We start from the raw sequence: 20149 nt of genomic DNA on the forward strand, positions 1-20149 counted from the left end.
AATAAGCTACGCGGCGTCTGTCGAGTCGTCAACCCAATTTCGATAAATATGGAAATAGCATCAGCCGACCCGTTTGCCAGAGGCGTCGATGACCACCTCGCCATCCTCCTTGGTGAACGCGCCGATGTCCCGGTTGGGCAGGATGTCCAGCACCTTTTCCGACGGCCTGGCCAGCACCACGCCGAGCGGGCTCACCACGATCGGCCGGTTGATCAGGATCGGATGCGCCAGCATGAAATCGAGGATCTCGCCGTCGGACCATTTCGGGTCGGCAAGGCCGAGTTCGGCGTAGGGCGTCCCCTTCTCGCGCAGCAGCTCGCGCGGTGTCATGCCCATGGCAGCGATCAACTCGACCAGCCTTTGCCGTGACGGCGGCGTCTTAAGATACTCGACCACCTCCGGTTCCTCGCCCGACTGCCGGACAATCGCCAGCGTGTTACGCGAGGTGCCGCAATCGGGATTGTGATAGATGGTGATGGTCATTTCGCGGCCTGCATCTGTCTGGTTGGTTTCGGTTCGGCAAGCAGCCAGCCCGCCAGGGCCATGGCCAGCAGCGCGCCCAGCAATTCGGCTGAGATGAAACCCGGCAGGTCGACCGGGCGGATGCCGGAAAACGTGTCCGACAACGCACGGGCGATGGCGACGGCCGGATTGGCGAACGAGGTCGAGGCCGTGAACCAGTAGGCGGCCGTTATGTAAAGCCCGACCAGCCAGGGGATCGCGTCGGAACGGAAGCGCAGGCCTGCCAGGATGGTGAAGACGAGGCCGAAGGCGGCGACTGTCTCCGCGAGCCATTGCCCGGCTCCGGTCCGCACCGTCACCGAGGCCTGCAGGATAGGCAGTTCGAACATGGCGTGCGCCAGGAATGTCCCGGCGATGCCGCCGACGATTTGCGCGACGACATAGGCGATCGCCGCCCTCGTGTCGATTTCGCGGCGGAGCGCGAACACCAGCGTGACCGCCGGATTGAAATGCGCGCCTGAAACCGGCCCGAGTATCGTGATCAGCACGACAAGGATCGCTCCCGTCGGCAACGTGTTGCCGAGCAGCGAAATGGCAATGTCGTGCGTCAGCCGGGATGCCATGATGCCGGAGCCGACCACGGCCGCGACCAGCAGCGCGGTTCCCAGCGCTTCGGCAACGCAGCGGCGTGGCAGGTCGCTCGCCACGGCGCTTAGCCGGCCTTCGGCAGGGTGCGGGCGATCTCGTCCAGCCACGTCGCTCATTGGCGTGCTCCTAGCAGTCACAGGTCACCGCATTGATGACGGGACGGCAGAGTTCCGGCGCGCCGTTGCAGCAATCTTCCATCAGATAGGCCAGCAGGTCCCGAAACCCGGTCATGTCGGCGACGTAGCGCACGATCCGGCCATCGCGTTCAGGGCGGATCAGCCCGGCATGGGCGAGCACCTTCAGATGCGCCGACATGGTGTTCTGGACCGTATCCAGCCTTGTGGCGATCTCGCCCGCCGGAATGCCTTCCGGACCGGCGCGGACAAGCAGCCGGAAAACATCCAGCCGCGTCTCCTGGCCAAGGGCCGCCAGCGCGTTCAACGTGCCTTTTTTATCCATATATCCGAATCCTTGGATTTATGGATATCGACTCTCCCGCGACCTGTAAAGCGGGATTCGGACGGCTGCAACCAAGCGGGTCTTCACCTCGGATGCAATCCGCCCTCGCCAGCCATCAGGTGACGGCCAGAACCTTGCCCGTATCGTGCTCGCGCACGAAATCCACGCGGGCGCCGTCCCAGTGATAGCTGTAATGCCGGCCCTGCACCGGAATGGTGATGGCGTCCGGCCAGAAGATGCCGATGCAGCCGCCGCCCGGCATGCGCACGCTGTTCCACACCAGCCCGTCGCTGCCGGTTTCCCGCAGCGCCCGCCCCTCCGCCTGCGAGGCGATGTAGTCGTCGGGATCGAGCACGCCGGGCACCGCGTTCACGTCGTCGAGGTCGCGGTCGACGCTGCCGACCAGCACGCGGAAATCCGCCGTCCAGCCCGGATCCTCGTTGGTGGCGCGCATGAATTTCTGATGGTGGTGGATGGTCTCCGCGAGCGCCACCTCCTCGCTGTCGCCGGCATAATAGATCCCGTAGCTGCCATCCGAGAACCGACCGGGCCGCAGGGTCGAACAATGCACGAAGGGCGCCATCACGAAGCTGGCGCCAGGGCCGGAGACCCGCCTTGGGGCCGCCACCTTGCCAAGGTCGCCGATCTCGAGCCTGATGCGCGGATTGGTCTTCTCCTCGACCGCGGCCAGCGCCTCCCAGTCACGCGGATCGGCAATGTCCTCGAAGAGGTCGATCGGGGGATGGATGGAGCGGATGATGCGGAAGGTCTGGTGCCAGTGGACGCGGCGACGGACCGCGAGCCCACTCACCATGCACCACGCTCCGCATCAAGCCATTCGCGCATTGCGGCAAGGTCGGAGATTTCGCCGCGCAGCATCAGGTCGAGCGCCGACTGGCCGCCGAAAGCGGCATTGGGCTTGCGGATCCAGGCATAGCCGCGCGCCGGCTCCGTAAAGAGATAGCGCAGCCCTTTGTGGATGCCCATCAGGTGCGCCATGCGGGTGCGCAGGTCGCGGTCGATCCTGCCGACGCCGCCCTCCTTCCAGCGTGCCCCAGTCTTCCAACGTGCCCAGGTGCGCGCCGACATGCCGCCGAGCAGGATGCAGGCCTCCAGGTCGGTGAGGCCCCAGGCCTTGAACAGGTTGACGGTGGTGCGCGCCAGCGCACCCGCCTCTTCATCCGAAATGGGGCTTCCAACCGTGGCCGGCGTGGTGACTATGGGCTGAAGCTGCATTTGCGTCCTCGCTATTGGCAGATATATAGCACGTATCTGCCAATTGGCAAGGATGGGCAGAACGGGCCGGCATTGCCGCCGGCCCGGAACTGCGTAGTGCCTACTCCGCCGCCTCGTAGCCGGCGATGCCCTTGATCTCGAGGAAATCCTCAAGACCGTATTCGGCATATTCGCGGCCGTTGCCCGACTGCTTGTAGCCGCCGAACGGCAGGCCGGCGTCCCAGGTCGGATAGTTGATGTATACATTGCCGGTTCGCATGCGCGCCGCCACTTCGCGCGCCTTCTGCATATCCTTGGCCTGGATGTAGGAGGCAAGGCCGTAGACCGTGTCGTTGGCGGTTTCGATCACCTCCTCGACGCTGTCATAGGGCATGATCGCCAGCACCGGTCCGAAGACCTCCTCGCGCGCGATGCGCATGTCGTGGGTGACGTCGGCGAACACGGTCGGCCTGACATAATAGCCGCGGTTGAGTTCGGCCGGACGACCCGGGCCGCCGGCGACCAGCGTCGCACCTTCTTCGATGCCGCTCTGGATCAGCTCCTGGATCTTGTCGAACTGGACCTGGCTGACGACCGGCCCAAGCTTGGTGCCGGCAGCATCTGCCGGACCGACAGTGAACTTTTCAGCCGCAGCCTTGGCATAGCCGGCGGCCTCGTCATGGCGGTCTCGCGGCACGAACATGCGCGTCGGCGCATTGCAGGACTGGCCGCTGTTGCCGAAGCAGCCGGCGACACCCTTGGTGACGGCCTTCGCGAGGTCGACATCGCCAAACAGGATGTTGGCCGACTTGCCACCGAGTTCCTGATGCACGCGCTTGACTGTGTCGGCGGCTGCCTTGGCCACCAGGATGCCGGCGCGGGTCGAACCGGTGAACGACATCATGTCGATGTCGGGGTGGCTGGACAGCGCCTGGCCAACGCCCGGTCCTTCGCCATTGACGAGGTTGAAGACGCCCTTCGGCACGCCGGCCTCGTCCAGGATTTCGGCGAAGATGATGCCGTCGAGCGGCGCGATCTCGGACGGCTTCAGCACCATGGTGCAGCCGGCGGCAAGGGCGGGACCGACCTTGCAGGTGATCTGGTTCAGCGGCCAGTTCCACGGCGTGATCAGGCCGACGACGCCGATCGGCTCCTTGACCACCAGCGAGCTGCCCTTGACATGGCGGAACTCGAAGCTCTTCAGCACGTCGGCCATCTTCTGCAGATGCGCGAGGCCGACGCCGACCTGGCTGTCGAGCGCAAACTGCCGCGGCGCGCCCATCTCGCGCGACACGGCAAGCGCCAGATCGGCGCTGCGTTTCTTGTAGACCTCGATGATGCGGTTCAAGAGTTCGAGCCGCTCGCCGACCCCGGTGAAGCCAAAGGTGTTGAAGGCGCGCTTGGCGGCGGCCACCGCCTTGTCGACATCGGCCTTGGAGCCGAGCGAGATCTGCGCGAAGGCATCCTCGTTCGAGGGGTCGATGACGTCGAATGTATTGGGCACAACAGGATCGACCCACGCGCCATCGATATAGAACTGCAGATTGTGTGACATGGTTTTCTCCTTGGGGTGCGCCGCATGGCTTTGCCGGCCGTCATATGTGGCTGGAGATAACGATGCACAAACGGCGCTGTCAAACGCAACCCCCGAAGTCGTTGAGCCAGAGTGGCAGTCATTGATCCAGAGCGATTGGGCCAGTGGGCAATGTGATCAGTTGGGTTTTGAACCGAGATCCCGTGGGGCCTCAACACCCCCATTGGCAAGCCTTTGGCGCAAGCTGATAACCCATTCATTTTCCTTGTCGCGAAGCATGTCCCAGAGAGGCCAATCAGGAGCCGCTTCGATCATGTGCAAGATGGACCAATTGAGCCCGTACGCAGTGTCGCCTGCGACGGGCAACATCGATATCAGGGCGCTGATGTCATCCCCAGACAATGGAGGGACCAGGGCCTCAAGACACGTTTGCGCAGCAGCAATTTGCTCGGCAGTGAGATCGTCCGTCAACTTGGGAGCAATCCTGCAAAGGTCACGGACAGCGTCCTGCATTACGCAAGCCTCTTGCTCATATGGACCGTCCTCCCGTTCATGAACGGCTCTTCCCGATCGATCGTGTAGCCGTGCCTCTTATAGAGCGACACATTGGCCTCGAAGGCGCCATTGGTCAGCAGGCGAAGCTCGCGGCGGCCTGCCTCAAGCGCCTGGTGTTCGGCCCGCTCCAGCAACAGCCGGCCGATGCCCCTGCCCTGCGCCCGCGGTGCGACGCAGACATTCTCGATCCAGAGGTGATCGTCGGCCAGCATGGTTTCGATCATGCCGACAATGCCGCCGTTCGCGATGGCGAGATCGAACTGATGCTCGGCAACGGCCTTGTCGTAATCGGCGCGCATTGGCAGCGGCTCGCGGCCGATCACTGGCACCCATTTGGCATAGGCGGCGCGAACGATATCCCTGATCGCGGCGGCGTCCGCCGGCGCGGCCGGCCGAAGCCGGATGGAAGGAGTGATGGTCATGAAATTGCTCCAGGCATGAAAACCCCGCCGGCGGATGTCGCGGGCGGGGCTGGAAACGAACGAACCGGGTCTATCGTGCCGGTCTTTGTCGTCGCGCAATCAGCTTGCCGCTCCGCACTGTGCAGGGGCGGCGTCGCTTGGTGTCGGGGGGCGCAAAGACGATCATGGGGATCAAGCTGGAGCAGGGAGCGCGCCGCTGTCAAGCCGGCCGCTCAATCGGCCATGTCTCACGTCATGGAATCCCTATATGCCTTGCGGCAATAACAATTTGGCCGATGGACACGATATGACCGGGACGCTGAGAAATGCGGTGCGGATGGTCGCCATCCTGAACCTTGGCTATTTCGGCATCGAGTTTGCCGTGGCCGTTTGGATCAGATCGGTATCGCTGTTCGCGGACAGCATCGATTTTCTGGAGGACGCATCCGTCAACCTCCTGATCATGGTCGCGCTAGGCTGGACCATCCGCAATCGAGCGCGGCTCGGGATGGCGCTGGCGGGCGTCCTTCTGATCCCGGCTTTGGCGACCCTTTGGACCGCCTGGGAGAAATTCAACGTTCCAATCCCGCCAGCGCCCGTTCCGCTGACGCTTACCGCGGCCGGCGCGATCCTCGTCAACCTGACATGCGCGCTCTTGCTCGCTCGCTATCGCCATCACAGCGGCAGTCTTACCCATGCGGCCTTCCTGTCGGCCCGCAACGATGTCCTGGCGAATGTCTCGATCATTGCCGCCGGCCTGGTCACGGCCTTCGTGTGGAACTCAGCCTGGCCAGATATCATCGTTGGCCTTGCAATCGTCGTCATGAATGCGGATGCCGCCCGCGAGGTCTTCACGGCCGCAAGACGCGAGTTCGCGCAAAGCCATATTTCAAGCTGAGGCACTGCGCCTTCAATACTCCTGCGCCGTTGGCCGAAACAGGATCTCGTTGATGTCGACCTCGTCCGGCTGGCTCATGGCAAACACCACTGTCCTGGCGAAGGAATCGGCAGCGATGGCCACCCGGTCGTAGAGCGCGCGCACGCCTTCGGCGACATCGGGCTCGGTGACGCTGTCGGGCAATTCGGTCGCCACGGCGCCGGGCGAGATGATGGTGGTGCGGATGTTGTAGGGTTTTACCTCCTGGCGCAGGCCCTCCGAGATGACGCGCACCGCGTGCTTGGTCGCGGCATAGACGGCGCCGCCCGGCCCCACCTTGTGGCCGGCGACCGACGAGACGTTGATGATATGGCCGCTCTTCTGCGTCTTCATGTGCGGCAGTACGGCGGCAATGCCGTAGAGCACCCCCTTGATGTTGACGTCGATCATCCGGTCCCAGTCCTCGACCTTGCCGCGTTCCAGCGGCGAGTGCGGCATCAGCCCGGCATTGTTGATGATGACGTTGACGCGGCCATGTATCTCGACGGCATGATCGACCAGACGCCGGACCTGGCCGACATCGGTCACGTCGGTTGCAAGGATGGCGTCCTGGCCGAGCGATAGCTCATCGGCGAGTGCCTGCAGCCGGTCGAGGCGGCGCGCGCCCAGCACCAGCTTCGCGCCCTCTTTCGCCAGGAGCCGCGCGGCCGCCTCACCCAACCCGCTGCTTGCGCCGGTGATGACGACCACCTTGTCCTTGATGTTCTCGGTCATGATCTCTTCCTTCTGATTTTTGGCGTTGCTGTCCCCGGCAGCTTGCGCGTTCGAATTCGCGGCTCAGCCGGGCACGTCGACCCTGCCGAGCCAGCCTATGACCTGCTCGAGCGTCTCGCGTTCCTGGTCGCACTGCTTGGAAAATCCTTCGATGAGCCGCGCCCCTGGCGCGTGGTCGCCGAGGACTTTCAGGCTCTGCCCGAGGCCGTAGCCTCCATGGGTGATGAACGGCACCAAGGTCTTGCCGGACAGGTCGTGCCGCGACAGGAAGGAGCGGATCACCGAAGGCGCGGTCATGCCCCAGATCGGAAATCCCAGGAAGACTGTCTCATAGGATGCGATGCCCGGCACGGTGGCGGCGAGCGGCGGTTCAAAGCCTGAGTCTCGCTGCTGTTGCGCGACAGTGACCTGTTGCTCGTAGTCTTCCGGGTAGGGATCGACGGTCTGGATCTCGAAAATGTCAGCTCCGAGAGCGCGACCGATCTGGCGGGCGATGACACGCGTATTGCCAGTACGGGTGTAGTAGGCCACAAGAATCTTGGCGCCGCCCGCCGGCCGCGCGTTCGACGCGCTGGCCGGCTGGCTCAATCCGGCACTCAATCCAGTGCCCAGTGGCAATGCAAGCGCGGTCATGAGCGCACCTCGTCTTGAGACCGACTGGCTCATCCCGCTCTCCTTGCGCTAACGCCCAACGCGTGCCTGTAGATGCGCCGGATAGCGGTCGCCCTGCACGTTGATGGCGGACACTGCGTTCTCGATGTCGCTGAGGTCGTCGGCGGTCAGTACGACACTGGCCGTGCCGATGTTTTCCTGGAGCCGGCTGAGCTTGGTGGTGCCGGGGATCGGCACGATCCACGGCTTCTGCGCCAAGAGCCAGGCCAGCGCAATCTGGGCCGGCGTCGCCTGCTTGGCCGTTGCAATGGTGCCGAGCACATTGACCAGCGCCTGGTTGGCCTTGCGCGCCTCGGGCGAAAAACGCGGCACGATGTTGCGGAAGTCGTCGCTGGCGAAGGTGGTGGTCTCGCTGATCGCGCCGGTCAGAAACCCCTTGCCGAGCGGGCTGAACGGCACGAAGCCGATGCCGAGTTCTTCAAGCGTCGGAATGATCTCCTTCTCGGGCTCGCGCCACCACAGCGAATACTCGCTCTGCAAAGCGGCCACTGGCTGCACGGCATGCGCGCGGCGGATGGTCTGCGCGCCCGCTTCCGACATGCCGAAATGCCCGACCTTGCCTTCGGCGATGAGTTCCTTCACCGCTCCGGCGACATCCTCGATCGGCACGTTGGGGTCGACGCGATGCTGGTAGAAGAGTTCGATGTGGTCGGTCCTCAGCCGCTTCAGCGCCGCCTCGGCGACCTCGCGGATATTTTCCGGCCGGCTGTCCATGCCGCGCGACACCTCGCCGCCGGCAAAGCCGAACTTGGTCGCGATGACCACTTTGTCGCGGACCGGCGCCAGCGCCTCGCCCAGCAGTTCCTCATTGACGAACGGGCCATAGGCCTCCGCCGTATCGAACAAGGTGACGCCGTTGTCGACGGCCGAGCGGATGAGCTCGATAGCCTGCCCCTTGTCCGTCGCCGGGCCGTACCCATAGCTCAGCCCCATGCAGCCCAGCCCGATGGCCGAGACTTCGAGACCGTTTGTTCCAAGTGTGCGCTTTTGCATTGTTTTGCTCCTTTGTTCAGGCCTGGTATTGCGCGTCGGTGACCTGCTCCATCCAGTCGACGGCCTTGCCGTCGAGCGCTTCCTGGATGGCGATGTGCGTCATGGCGGTGGTCGGTGCGGCGCCATGCCAGTGCTTCTCGCCGGGCTCGAAGCGAACCACGTCGCCGGGCCGGATTTCTTCGACCGGGCCGCCCTCGCGCTGCACGCGGCCACAACCGGCGGTGACGATCAGCGTCTGGCCGAGCGGATGGGTGTGCCAGGCGGTGCGCGCGCCGGGCTCGAAGGTGACCGCGTTGCCGGCCGCGCGCGCCGGCGCTATGGCTTGGAACAGCGGATCGATGCGCACAGTGCCGGTGAACCAGTCGCCCGGACCCTTGCCGGAAGGCTGCGAACCGCTTCGCTTGATATCCATGGTTTCATCCCTTCTCGAAGCGGGGGCCAGACGCGGCCGCCGGCCTCGGAGCCGCCGCCTTTGGGCCGCCCGATTGCGATGATGCTTATTTAGGGCCTGCGATTGATCGCGATTAGCTGCTATATGCGGCATGTACTTATGAGAAGGGCTCATGAATGCCGCGAGACAATCTGAACGAACTGACCGCCTTCCTCGCCGTCGCGCGTGAGCAGAGCTTCACCAGGGCGGCAGCCAGGCTGGGCGTCTCGCAATCGGCGCTCAGCCACACATTGCGGGCGCTGGAGGAGCGGCTGGGCGTGCGGCTTCTGACCCGCACCACACGCAGCGTCTCGCCGACCGAGGCGGGCGAGCGCCTGGCTCGCAGCATTGGGCCGAGGCTCGACGAGATCGAGATGGAACTCGCCGCCTTGAGCGCATTGCGCGAAAAACCCTCCGGCACCATCCGCATCACCGCCGGCGAACACGCCGCCGATGCGATCCTGTGGCCGGCGATCGCCGGGCTGCTGCCCGATTATCCCGACATCAGGATCGAGGTCATCGTCGATTACGGCCTGACCGACATCGTCGCCGAGCGCTACGACGCCGGCGTGCGGCTGGGCGAACAGGTAGCGCGCGACATGATCGCGGTGCGCATCGGCCCGGACATGCGCATGGCGATCGTCGGCGCTCCGGCCTACTTCGCCACCCGGCCAAAGCCGCGCGTGCCGCAGGACCTGACCACCCACAATTGCATCAATCTGCGGCTACCGACCTATGGCGGGCTCTATGCCTGGGAATTCGAGAAGGCGGATCGCGAACTAAAGGTGCGGGTCGAGGGTCAGCTGGTGTTCAACACTGCCGCGCTGCGGTTGAATGCCGTGCTTGCCGGCTTGGGTCTTGCCTACCTACCCGAGGACCAGGTGACGACCTATCTGGCCGACGGCCGGCTGGTGCGGGTGCTGGCCGATTGGTGCCCGCCCTTCCCCGGCTACCACCTCTACTACCCCAGCCGGCGACAGGCGACGCCGGCCTTCTCGCTGCTGGTCGATGCCTTGCGCTACCGCGGCTAGGTAGTGGGTCAGTTTGAAACGTCGTTTGCAGAGCGCCAGAACCTTACCATGCGGATGCACATGCGCCGCTTCACCCGCCTGAGCAATGGCTTCTCAAAGAAGGTGGAAGCCCACGCCAACGCCGTAGCCCTGCACTTCATGTACTATAATTTTGTGCGCATTCATAAGACGCTGCGCGTCACGCCTGCCATGGCGGCTGGCGTGACTGACAAGCTTTGGGAAATCGCGGACATCATTGCGTTAATCGAGGCAAAGGAAGCCGAAAAGCCGGTAGTGCGCGGCCCCTACAAGAAACGCATTGGCTAGAGCGGTCATTTCCGCGATGTGGATGGCCCATGGGTAGGAAAGCGAAGTGGGGTTGCCGGATCAAGCCCAACCTCGGAAACCCGAAGCGGTACAACTGTATCGTGCGGATGAGCGCGACCAACCCAATTTCCCCATACCACTTCAGCCATAAACCTGCGGCCGCGACATTCGACCTCAATCAAGTCACCGACCACCGGAGCCGTTCCAGCAAATACGTTTTCGTCTGCGCGAAGCTCACGTTCCGTGACTACTTCGCCATCCTTCAGTGCAATACGCCTTACCCAATAGGCCATAGCGACGGTATAATTCCTGCGTCTGTCAGGGTCCAGTCGGTTTTTCAAATTTCAAACTGACCCACTACCCGCGGCTAGATGGAGTTGACGAAGCAGGACCGCATCGGCATCATCTGCGCGGCGTGGCCTGCGCCGAACCTCCAAGGGCTGTCCCCAGCACGGTCTTGAACGGAGGCAAAGGGACTTCGAGTCTCAGGCCGCTGTCTTTGGTCCGATCGTTTCGAATGTGGTTGCTGGGGAACTCCGTCCGGAACGTGAAAGGCCATGACAATGACCCAAAACGCAAATTTCAAACGTCGCGTGCGGGCTCGCGCTGCCAAGACAGGCGAGTCCTACACGGCCGCTCTCAGGCATTTTCACCGCGACGCGCCGGATGATCCCGCGCCCGAAGCCAGGTCGCTGCGATTGGCCGTGGCGCAAACCACTGTCCATGATGACCCTCTCAACATCGCCAAGCTGCGCGACAGCGGGATGGAGATGCGACGCCTGATGCGAGAGGCGCGGCAGGCGGGAGCGAGGCTGCTGCACTTTCCCGAAGGCGCGACCTGCTCCCCCAACAAGCGCATCATGTCGGCCAATGGTCCCGCAACAATCGGGCCGGCCGATTGGGACCGCTTCGAATGGACCGTCCTGCGCGAGGAACTGGAGGCGACGCGCGCACTTGCGCGCGAGCTAGGGTTGTGGGCGGTCTTCGGTTCGGTGCATCAACTCAGCCAACCGCACCGGCCCCACAACAGCCTGTACGTCGTCTCCGATCGTGGCGAGCTGGTAACGCGCTACGACGAGCGCATGCTTTCGAACACCAAGATCTCGTTCATGTACACGCCAGGTTCGATCCCGGTGACGTTCGAGTTCGATGGGCTCCGCTTCGGTTGCACGCTCGGCATGGAATCGCACTTTCCCGAGATTTTCGTCGAGTATGAGAGGCTCGATGTCGACTGTGTCCTGTTCTCGACAATCTCTCCCACCGATGGCCCGGCTTTCGCCATCGAGATGCAGGGACACGCGGCAAGCAACAACTATTGGGCCAGCTTCTCGGTCGCTGCGCAACACGGACTGATCGCCCCTTCGGGCATCGTTGCTCCAGGCGGCCGGTGGGCGGTGCAATGCCCAGCCGATGGAACGCCCTCGATCGCCGTCGTCGATATCGACAACAATCCGGGAGACCCGGCCAGGCCGTGGCGGCGAACGGCACGAGCCGGAATTTATCAGCCGCATCTGGTGGAAGACGACCGGCGGAGCAACGACCGCGGCATGTTCTAATGCATGTCGGCCAAAAGTGCGCCGCGGTTTTGGGTGACATGCGTGGAAGCAAAAACTTAAAGCGCGTCGCATGGATCCGTTTCGACTCGACGCACTTTAGGGTCAAAGCTCAATCAGCAGGTTGCCGCAGAGGGCCCGTCAGGAATTGACTGGATCAAGGCGATGACAGTGCCGCCGGCATACCGTCTTTCGCCCTCATGCGTGGCCATCAGGGCCGAAATACTTGGCCTTCAGCCATGTGTTCGACGGTCCGCTTCTGTAGCGGCTGTCGGCGCGCTTTGAGATGATGATCTCGAGCTTCTCGATAGTGCGGAAGATCGCCAGCGCACGGCCCTCGAAATGCTCGCTGTACTGGATCTTGCCGAGGCCGTGCTCAACCAGTTGCCACAGCGCCTGCTTGCGCCGCAGCAGGGGCAAGGGGGTTAGATTGCGACCGTCGAGATGGAGGATGTCGAACGCGACGAACACCAGCCGGCTCGGTTCGTTCCAGATCGCGGCTTCCAGCGCAGGGCAATCGGGAGCGCCCTGCTCGCCCGGCACAATGACTTCGCCGTCGATAATGGCCGACCGGCATGGCAGTTCGACAGCCAGCGCGATGGGCCAATATTTCGTGGTCCAGTCTCGGCCGTTCTTGCTATAGAGACGCACGCCGCCTTTATCGATGATGATCTGCGTTCGGTACCCGTCAAGCTTGACCTCGTGAACCCATCCCTCACCTTCGGGCGGCCGCTCGACCAGAGTCGGGATCTGCGGCGGAATAAATTCCAGCCGGCCGCCGATGACCTTGGCACGCTTACTCAATGACGCCACCTTTGACCGAGCAGCGGCGGCTGATCGGCACAGGCAGCCCGACATCCTCCCAACCTGGACGCCTGCCGCCTGTGCCGAGCCCCCGCCGAGCATTGCCAGCATCTGCGCACGGGGCCGGATTGTCGTTAGCTTCGCATCCAAAAATTTATCCTGGCGTACATATCGCACTCGGTGCGGCGCTCTTGCACCATCACCGACTGGCCTGTCCTATCCAGGAATGCCGCCGGCCCACGCAGTCCCTGTCAAATTTCGGGCGACCTGGTTAGTCCATCAAAAGCACCAGGGCGGGATGCAGCTTCTTCAGGTTCGGCAATGATTTCGATTGCCAGGGTATGTCGGGCGTTCCACGCACGACGAGCCGAACTTCGGGATGCTTGCGCACCTCGATGGTAAATTTCGCCAGCAGGTTGATGCCGGAAGAGTTGAGAAAGTGGAGGTCCTTCAAGTTGAGCGTAATGGAAGGGGGATTTGCGGCAAGAACACTGGTCGCCAAGGCCGTGACAGGGGCACCGGCTTCGGAACTTGCAAGCCGCATGGCGCCGTCGAAGAAAATTTCACTTCCTTCGATCCACACACGATAGTCGTCTGTCTTGATTTCCATGGCCTTGCTTCGTGACCTAGTTGTGAGTTTGCGAGATCGGAATGGAGGCATATGTCTCCAGGCAAATCCGATCGGTTTCGTCGGCGGGGCTGAATATCCAGGCCAGGCGTGCGCCATAGTCGCTCATCAACGTCAGCAATCCGAGTCCGGAGCCTGTCACGTCGGGGTTGGCAGCATTCGCTTCAATTCGCTGTATCAGCAAGTCTCTGGGGTCCCCAACAGTGATGTCCGCCAGGAGACTTTGGAACTCGGACGCGTCTTCACCATCGAGGTCATTCGACACCTTGAGCTTGAAGCACTCCGAATCCATCGACGCCTCGATCACGATTTCACCCGGTGCGCGAAACTTGACAGCATTTTCGATGAGCTCGTTGGCCAGGTATCCGATGCTGTGCCGCACTTCCCTGTAGTCATTGCGGGACGACTGAAAGCGCAATGCGAAAAGATCGGCGATGAAGTCCGAAGTCGTCGCGCAATGACGCCAACTCAAGTCGAGAGGTCCGTCGAACAGCCGCACCCGGCTGACGCTTTCCATCATTCCGATTGCAAGGTCAGGGGTACCGAACAGCGTGGTCATCCTATGTGTGCCTTATGATCACGAGGGTGATGTCGTCGTGGATCTTCTGGATTCCGATATGGGCCATCAGATCCTCGATGATCCCGGTTTTGATTTCCTCGGCGCTGCTGCCATGACGTTTTCGGGCGCTCTGGGAGAGGCGCTCGAACCCGAAAAGTTTTCTGTCATGGTCTTCCGCCTCGGTCACACCGTCGGTGTGCAGCACGATCACATCGCCACTCCCGAACAGAATGTCACGCGTGGCAATGAACTTCGAGATGTCTTTCTCCAGACCAACCGGCAGACCCAGATCAAGCGTATCGATGCGTTCGACTTCGCCACCCGCACGGACAACGAGAACATCCTCATGCTGGCCTGATAGCGTTACGCGCTCATCCTCGAAATCAAGAAAGGCCAGCGAGAGATGCTTGTCGGTGTTCGTCCGCTCGATGTTCTTATAGATCGCTCTGTTCAGCCGATCCAGAAACTGGTGTGGATCGGCTTCGTTGGTCTCCTGCAGCGCGCGTGCAACGGATTGGACCATCAGCATCAGCACGCCGCTCTCGAGACCATGACCGGTCACGTCGCCGATGCCGATCTTGACCCGTGATCCGTTCTGCAGGACGTCGTAGTAGTCACCCCCGACCTCGTCGGCCGGTCGCATGTAGGCCGCGATCTCCAGCCCTGGAATCGCTCGGAGTTCGAATGGTTTCGGCAGCACCATCATCTGGATATGCCTGGCGACCGCGAGCTCGGCACCGAGGCGGACGTTCTCGTCCCGCAACTTTTCGTTGAGTGCGGATATTTCCTGATTTGCGTCCCCGAGCTCCCTGGTTCGTTCGTCGACGAGTTGCTCGAGGTTTTCCGTGTGAAAGCTGATCTGCTCGGCCATCCGGTTGAAAGCGATTCCTGCCGCGCCAACCTCGTCGCGCGTCGGAATGCTCACACGGACTGAATAATCCTTGGACTGGAGCCGCTGGGCGGCGCTGGCAAGCGCCCGGAGGCCCGCGGTGATGCGCTTCGAAATTCCGAGTACGGCCGCGAAAACAATCAGAAGCGAAACGATGATCGCACCGACCTGAAACAGCAGGATACGATTGGTTGCCCGCGAAATACTCTCTTGCGCGGCGAACAGGGACGCATAGATCTCCCGTTCGGGAACGACGATCCCGACCGACATCGTTTCGGACTTGATCGGCCCCGAACTCCACAGATTGGTCGGCTTCAACCTCTTGAGGACGACGATGTAGGGTACGCGCTCGCCCTTGCTGTCGAGCATGATGTGCTGAATGACGCCGTCATTGTTCTGGTCGAGAGGCAGCGACGCGATTGCCGGCTGCAGACTTCCCCGCAGGGACCTCTCCAGGCCGGTGACGCCTTGCGTGCCCGCATCGCTCGATGAAGTCAGGCCGATAATCGCCTGGCCCGACGGATTGATCGCCACCACGTTGCCAGTCGACATCGTGAGGAAGCCGAACCCTGTTTCAGCGATCTTCACACGTTCGACGACTTGCGCGAGCTGGTCGAGAGTGATGTCTGCCCCCGCCGTACCGGCGATGCCTTTGCGATCGCGCGTCCACAGCGGGTGGAAAAAGCTGACGATCAGCTTTCCCGTGATTGCATCGGTGTACGGCGCTGTCTGGGTAATGTCGTCAGGGACGGGACGAGAGGCCGGATTCCCGGCCCATTGCTGCCATGAACCATAGATACCCGGAAAGAAGAACTCCCAGAACTCCGCCTTGTTGTGGCCCGGATAGAGCTTGTCGAAGGTCTGTGCCTGGTCCGTATACGGAACCGTCCTGAAAATCGGCCGTTCTTTAGGGCCAATATAGTACATCTGCAATTTGGACGACCCGCTGGCCATGAGAGTCGGCGCGACGAGATCGATCACGGTACTGTCGTCTATTTCCTTCTGAACGCCCGGCAGCGGGGTGTGGTCGGCACCCAGCAGGTAGCCCCAAACGCTCACCACCGAAGGCGCTCCCGGCAGATTCTGCGCCCAATCGCCCTGCGCGTCATAGACGACCTTCACGGAGCCGGGCGCCTCACGCGAAAGCGTCGCGCCGACCTGTTGCTGCCTGCCTGGATCGTCGATCTGGGCCTGCAGCACGCCGGCCAGCGCCTTGACGTCGCCATGAACTCGGTCGAGCAGCAGGTCGACGCTCAATGCGGTCGATTGGGCATAGGAACGAATGTATTCCTGGTTTGCGGTCGTCAGGCCCTCACCGACTTCCGATGTGGCATCGCGCGACAGCTTTTGAACGTTCCAGAGCGCCAGACCACCGCTCAGCAGCAGGTCGAACAGCACGGCGCCACCAACGACCAATACGAATTTCGCTCGAAAGGAGCGCAGGCCGAAGCGCGGTGTGGGCTCATCGTGGGCGTTCATTGCGGCCGTCGCCCCGATGCGACCCAAATCGGCCACGCCGCATAACCCTTGGGGTGGAGCGCAGCGAAAATGTGGTCCTGGAAGCCCTGCCGGAACCGTGCAATGAACTCCGGTCCGTCGCCGCGTCTGGTCGCCATCTCGCCCGCATAGACATCCGCCCAGGCTACAATGACATCGGCGAAGTCCTGCGGATCACCGTCCAGGTTAGTGACCATGAAGGTCTCGACACGTATATCTTCGAACCCGGCCTCGATCAGGTATCGCCGACTCTTGGGCCCAAGCTCGACATCCATCTCGAAATGCCCGAACAGCTTCGCCACCTCGTTGTAGGTCCAACGAATGCTCTCGGCGCGCGGCTCGCCGAGGCAATGCGAATTCTTCTCGTTGGTGATATAGACCCGACCGCCTGGCTTGCATATGCGGTACAGCTCCTTGAGGATGAGTTCAGGTCGATTGAAGATTTGAAGGGAATGCCGGCAGGTGACCAAGTCAAACTGGGCTTCGTCAAGCAGCATCTCCGACGCATCGCCATAGGTATATTCCACGCCCCGGATATCGAACTCCCGCATCACGCGTCGGGCATAGCTGAGGCTTGACATGGAGTGGTCGAGGGCGACGATCCGCGATGGCTGGAATTCCTTCTGCACGAGCAAGGCGAAATCACCGATCCCGCAACAGATGTCGGCCATGACGATCCCGGGCCTCATGCCGTGTCGCGGCAAGATTGCACGCTCGTGGCGCCAGGTCATCTTTGTTTGTGTGCGCAGGATCGGAACGAACCCGCCTTCCTCGAGGAAGCCCTGCCCCGGATAGAATTTGCTGTCATACTCCTCGACCGAGATGTTGGGCTCGATCCCGCTCAGGCGACCGAATTTTCGCGAGGTCCATCCGACGACGCTTGATGTGATGACGACGAATTTGAGATCCGGTCGAGCCCGACAGGCGTCAAGGAGGATCCTCGAAAAGGCGTGAAACGCAGCGTTGTTCATCTGCGTCAGGCGTCTGACATTGACGTAGAGAACGCCGCGCACACGACTGATCGCATCGCGAAGCAACGCTATGCTGGGCCCAAGCTCATCGATCGCCTGAGGCCGGACCACCCCCGATATGGAGAACTCCTGATTGTTCGCGTCGTATTGCGCCTTGAAGCGTGGGGGAAGGTCGTAAGGGCTCAATTTTGCAGGCCTTCGAGCGGAAGATCCACGACGAGCCTGATTGCATCACCATCGGCTTCCTCGACCCTGAGTGTGGCGTTGTAGTCGACAGCCAGTTCCAGAAGTACGACCTCCCGGCTTGCAGCAATATCCCCAGACACCGAGTTGAGGTATCGCTCCCTGGCCTCGAATCCCGCGACTTGCGACATGGCTTCTTCGTAGAACTGGCGCTCCCCTGGCACGCATGGGAATGTCAGTTCGATCCTGTCCGTGGCGCCATGGCGAGACACCCTGCATGCCAACTCGCCGTCGGCATGGCGCTTCCGAAAGGCAATTTCCAGCAGTTCGTTGAAGGCTGAGGAAAAGAGATTTGAATGCCGGACCGAGTCTGATCTATTTTGACTGATCATCCGGGCCATGTATGTCGAGACATAATCGCAGTGTCTCCAAGCGGAGACAAAGGCTTTGATCTCCATGTCGATCTGGATCATGGGCTCAAAAGTCGGCTCGCCAGCCAGGTCATGTTGAACAGGTCCCATCGGCATCCTCACTTACAGTATTTGAGCCCTGGTGGGGCGATGGCTCCCGAGGCGGAAGTTTGACCGTCTCGTAATCAGTCAGTCCCGCTTGGACCAGAAGAATTGCGTGGCATCTGCGTCGATCGTTTCCACAACTGCCCACTTACGAAGGGTGCAAGGCGCTAGAGCGCCCGATTTGATTTCTCCATCTCTCGTACCATCTTCGGCGGGGACCGCCTGATGAAATCGCTGGTTGCCTCGGCTCCGAGCGGGCGCCCCAGGAGATTACCTTGCAGGCAATCACAATTTTCCTTGATCAGCCACCGTGCCTGTGCCGACGTCTCGACCCCCTCGGCGGTGACACTTATTCCCAGGCCGTGCGCCAGATTTATGATCGATCGCACGATCGTTTGGCTTTTGAGATCGGTCTCCAGGTCTGCAATGAAGTACTGATCTATCTTCAAGGTGTCGAAGGGAAAGTTCTTGAGGTAGCTCAACGAAGAATAGTACGTTCCAAAGTCGTCGAGCGAAATTCGTATTCCCAAGACGTTCAGAGTATTCAACGTGTCGATATTGTCGATCGTCCTCTCAAGAAGGACTGTCTCGGTTATCTCTAATTCAAGTCTGTCGGCCCGAATTCCCACTGCGTCGATGATCTGGGCGACCGTGTCCGTCAGCGTACCGCTAAGGAACTGAGCCGGCGAGAGGTTCACCGCGACTGTCAGCGAAGAGGGCCACTTCAATGCCTGGCGACAGGCTTGCTCGAGCACCCATCGTCCAATCTCATCCATCAGACCGTCGGCTTCGGCGATCGGTATGAACACGCTGGGTGGAATGATTCCGACGTCGGGATGCCGCCACCGCAGCAGCGCTTCGAAACCGATGGTCGACGAGGGAGGCCGAATGAGCGGCTGATACTCGAGATAGAGCTCGCCCCGCTCCAGCGCGGTTCGAAGGCTGCGCCTCAGATTTTCGCGTTGCTCGAGCAAGAGCAGCATCGAACGGTTGAAGGTTCGAGCGCAGCCGCGTCCATCTGTCTTGGCAGCGTAAAGAGCAATGTCAGCGGCTTTCATCAGCTGCTCGCCATCGGTCCCGTGCTCCGGCCCGAAAGCAATTCCGATGCTCGAGCCGACGAAGACGGGAATGCCGTTGATGACGAACGGTTCCTTGAACGCGTCGACCAGCGATCCGGCGAGGCGCTCAGCCTCTGCTGGCTGCTCCTTTCCCAATTGGATGACAGCGAACTCATCGCCGGCATATCGGTACGCGGATTCGCCGTCCTGCAGCGCGTCGCGGATACGACCCGCCGCGAGCTGAAGAAGTGTGTCGCCTGCCGCATGACCGAGCGTGTCGTTGACCGCTTTGAAATCGTCAAGGTCGATTTGCAGCAGGGCGGCTTTCGGCTTTGGTCCGCCGAGGGCCGCCATTGCTTGCTGCAGCCGCTCGCCGAATCGCCGCCGATTCTGCAGTCCGGTCAGCGCGTCGTGCGTTGCCTGATGGAGGAGAATTACATGCTCTTGCTCCTCCGCTACGCTCCGCCCGCCGCGGTCCCTTGATTCGATGATTCCGGCACCATCTGCAGTGCTGAAGACAAAAACCGACCGGGGCGCTCCGCCCGATGATCGCGGCAGGTCGAGGCTTGCCGGAGAGCCACCCTGGAACACACGAAGAAATTCGTCGCGATACTTCGCATCGAGAAAGCTCGGGTAGATCTCCCAGATGGCGGCGCCCAGCGCCACCGCGGCTCCGTACACGCCTTTGAGCCTGGTTGCGTAGTGCGTCAGACGGAAGTCGCGGTCATAGAATGACAAAAGTTCGGCCGTGTTCGCCAAAAGGTCGAAGAGAACCCCTTCGCCGGCACGTGGAAGATCGATCGAGGTAGGCCCCTCACTCTCCGTGCCGACGCCTGATGCCTCTGGGCGCAAGAGCCACCTCCATGGGCGGCGCAGATTCGCGCCAACCAGTTTAAAAATAGCATAAATGCCATGCTTGGCAAACTTTCAACTCGCAGTCTTAACAAGCGCCGCATTCGGCATAGTCGCAATACCTGCTCCGCTGTGATTGGCGGCAAATTGTCGATAACGTTCAACAGTCACAGTTCGTTAACAGATCGTGAATTGACGGGAATCAGCTATGCGATTTGACGGCGCGGCGGACGCGACACGAAGTTATTGTGGTCGACAATATCGTGGTCCATGAGGCAGCGTA

At 61.6% G+C, this 20149-nt stretch carries 22 protein-coding genes and 1 pseudogene; 4 read left to right on the plus strand and 19 right to left on the minus strand.

Annotation, left to right across the window (positions count from 1 at the left end; all coding sequences use genetic code 11):
- Positions 1-60 precede the first annotated feature (60 nt).
- The 8 genes from arsC to AC0ZT5_RS07760 all read right to left on the minus strand — a co-directional run bounded on the left by arsC (position 61) and on the right by AC0ZT5_RS07760 (position 5295).
- Positions 61-483: an arsenate reductase (glutaredoxin) gene (gene arsC / locus AC0ZT5_RS07725; protein WP_488495934.1), complete on the minus strand. Its 423-nt coding sequence runs from the start codon at positions 481-483 to the stop codon at positions 61-63.
- Entirely contained in the window at positions 480-1169 is a 690-nt protein-coding gene (locus AC0ZT5_RS07730; RefSeq protein WP_488496106.1) for an aquaporin, read from the minus strand. Before AC0ZT5_RS07730 ends, arsC begins: the two co-directional genes overlap by 4 nt.
- 67 nt (positions 1170-1236) lie before the next feature.
- A complete protein-coding gene (locus tag AC0ZT5_RS07735; protein WP_488495935.1) occupies positions 1237-1569 on the minus strand; it encodes an ArsR/SmtB family transcription factor in 333 nt (110 codons plus the stop codon).
- A 115-nt stretch (positions 1570-1684) separates the two neighbouring features.
- Complete coding sequence (locus AC0ZT5_RS07740) at positions 1685-2383, minus strand: RES family NAD+ phosphorylase (protein WP_488495936.1); 699 nt, start codon at positions 2381-2383, stop codon at positions 1685-1687.
- Positions 2377-2805: an antitoxin Xre/MbcA/ParS toxin-binding domain-containing protein gene (locus AC0ZT5_RS07745; RefSeq protein WP_488495937.1), complete on the minus strand. Its 429-nt coding sequence runs from the start codon at positions 2803-2805 to the stop codon at positions 2377-2379. The genes AC0ZT5_RS07740 and AC0ZT5_RS07745 overlap by 7 nt, the downstream gene beginning before the upstream one ends.
- Positions 2806-2905: 100 nt before the next feature.
- Positions 2906-4339, minus strand: coding sequence for an aldehyde dehydrogenase family protein (locus AC0ZT5_RS07750; protein WP_488495938.1), 1434 nt, complete (start codon positions 4337-4339; stop codon positions 2906-2908).
- Between the two features lie 156 nt (positions 4340-4495).
- Positions 4496-4789, minus strand: coding sequence for a hypothetical protein (locus tag AC0ZT5_RS07755; RefSeq protein ID WP_488495939.1), 294 nt, complete (start codon positions 4787-4789; stop codon positions 4496-4498).
- Between the two features lie 41 nt (positions 4790-4830).
- Entirely contained in the window at positions 4831-5295 is a 465-nt protein-coding gene (locus AC0ZT5_RS07760) for a GNAT family N-acetyltransferase (RefSeq protein WP_488495940.1), read from the minus strand.
- A gap of 286 nt (positions 5296-5581) precedes the next feature.
- On the opposite strand from AC0ZT5_RS07760, the gene AC0ZT5_RS07765 reads away from it, so the two are divergent.
- The gene (locus AC0ZT5_RS07765; protein WP_488495941.1) at positions 5582-6172 is read left to right on the plus strand and encodes a cation efflux transmembrane domain-containing protein; all 591 of its coding nucleotides are present in this window, start codon (positions 5582-5584) and stop codon (positions 6170-6172) included.
- A gap of 12 nt (positions 6173-6184) precedes the next feature.
- Here AC0ZT5_RS07765 and AC0ZT5_RS07770 read toward each other — a convergent pair whose 3' ends face one another.
- From AC0ZT5_RS07770 to AC0ZT5_RS07785, 4 genes are all read right to left on the minus strand, one after another.
- Positions 6185-6925, minus strand: coding sequence for an SDR family oxidoreductase (locus AC0ZT5_RS07770; protein ID WP_488495942.1), 741 nt, complete (start codon positions 6923-6925; stop codon positions 6185-6187).
- A gap of 63 nt (positions 6926-6988) precedes the next feature.
- A complete protein-coding gene (locus AC0ZT5_RS07775; RefSeq protein WP_488495943.1) occupies positions 6989-7591 on the minus strand; it encodes a flavodoxin in 603 nt (200 codons plus the stop codon).
- 15 nt (positions 7592-7606) lie between these two features.
- Positions 7607-8590 carry an aldo/keto reductase gene (locus AC0ZT5_RS07780; protein WP_488495944.1) on the minus strand — a complete coding sequence of 328 codons (984 nt, stop codon included), beginning with the start codon at positions 8588-8590 and terminating at the stop codon, positions 7607-7609.
- A gap of 16 nt (positions 8591-8606) precedes the next feature.
- On the minus strand, positions 8607-9002 hold the full coding sequence (locus AC0ZT5_RS07785) for a (R)-mandelonitrile lyase (protein WP_488495945.1): 396 nt from the start codon (positions 9000-9002) through the stop codon (positions 8607-8609).
- Positions 9003-9157: 155 nt separating this feature from the next.
- On the opposite strand from AC0ZT5_RS07785, the gene AC0ZT5_RS07790 reads away from it, so the two are divergent.
- The 3 genes and pseudogenes from AC0ZT5_RS07790 to AC0ZT5_RS07800 all read left to right on the plus strand — a co-directional run bounded on the left by AC0ZT5_RS07790 (position 9158) and on the right by AC0ZT5_RS07800 (position 11913).
- Positions 9158-10051: a LysR family transcriptional regulator gene (locus AC0ZT5_RS07790; protein ID WP_488495946.1), complete on the plus strand. Its 894-nt coding sequence runs from the start codon at positions 9158-9160 to the stop codon at positions 10049-10051.
- Positions 10052-10069: 18 nt separating this feature from the next.
- Positions 10070-10357: pseudogene (locus AC0ZT5_RS07795) on the plus strand (IS1 family transposase); the annotation flags it as partial.
- Between the two features lie 563 nt (positions 10358-10920).
- A complete protein-coding gene (locus AC0ZT5_RS07800) occupies positions 10921-11913 on the plus strand; it encodes a carbon-nitrogen hydrolase family protein (protein ID WP_488495947.1) in 993 nt (330 codons plus the stop codon).
- Between the two features lie 195 nt (positions 11914-12108).
- Here the strand turns inward: AC0ZT5_RS07800 and AC0ZT5_RS07805 are convergent, their stop codons facing one another.
- The 7 genes from AC0ZT5_RS07805 to AC0ZT5_RS07835 all read right to left on the minus strand — a co-directional run bounded on the left by AC0ZT5_RS07805 (position 12109) and on the right by AC0ZT5_RS07835 (position 19815).
- Positions 12109-12864, minus strand: coding sequence for an ATP-dependent DNA ligase (locus AC0ZT5_RS07805; protein ID WP_488495948.1), 756 nt, complete (start codon positions 12862-12864; stop codon positions 12109-12111).
- A 121-nt stretch (positions 12865-12985) separates the two neighbouring features.
- A complete protein-coding gene (locus AC0ZT5_RS07810) occupies positions 12986-13324 on the minus strand; it encodes a slr1659 superfamily regulator (protein WP_457153585.1) in 339 nt (112 codons plus the stop codon).
- A gap of 16 nt (positions 13325-13340) precedes the next feature.
- Positions 13341-13901 carry a slr1658 superfamily regulator gene (locus AC0ZT5_RS07815; RefSeq protein WP_477282943.1) on the minus strand — a complete coding sequence of 187 codons (561 nt, stop codon included), beginning with the start codon at positions 13899-13901 and terminating at the stop codon, positions 13341-13343.
- 1 nt (position 13902) lies between these two features.
- A complete protein-coding gene (locus AC0ZT5_RS07820) occupies positions 13903-16269 on the minus strand; it encodes a SpoIIE family protein phosphatase (protein WP_488495949.1) in 2367 nt (788 codons plus the stop codon).
- The gene (locus AC0ZT5_RS07825; RefSeq protein WP_488495950.1) at positions 16266-17444 is read right to left on the minus strand and encodes a methyltransferase domain-containing protein; all 1179 of its coding nucleotides are present in this window, start codon (positions 17442-17444) and stop codon (positions 16266-16268) included. Before AC0ZT5_RS07825 ends, AC0ZT5_RS07820 begins: the two co-directional genes overlap by 4 nt.
- Positions 17441-17914 (minus strand): ubiquinone biosynthesis methyltransferase UbiE, encoded by a 474-nt coding sequence (locus AC0ZT5_RS07830; RefSeq protein WP_488495951.1) that lies wholly within the window; start codon positions 17912-17914, stop codon positions 17441-17443. The genes AC0ZT5_RS07825 and AC0ZT5_RS07830 overlap by 4 nt, the downstream gene beginning before the upstream one ends.
- Before the next feature lie 209 nt (positions 17915-18123).
- The gene (locus tag AC0ZT5_RS07835; RefSeq protein ID WP_488496107.1) at positions 18124-19815 is read right to left on the minus strand and encodes a putative bifunctional diguanylate cyclase/phosphodiesterase; all 1692 of its coding nucleotides are present in this window, start codon (positions 19813-19815) and stop codon (positions 18124-18126) included.
- Positions 19816-20149: the final 334 nt, after the last annotated feature.

The sequence above is a fragment of the Mesorhizobium sp. CNPSo 4670 genome (assembly GCF_057784235.1).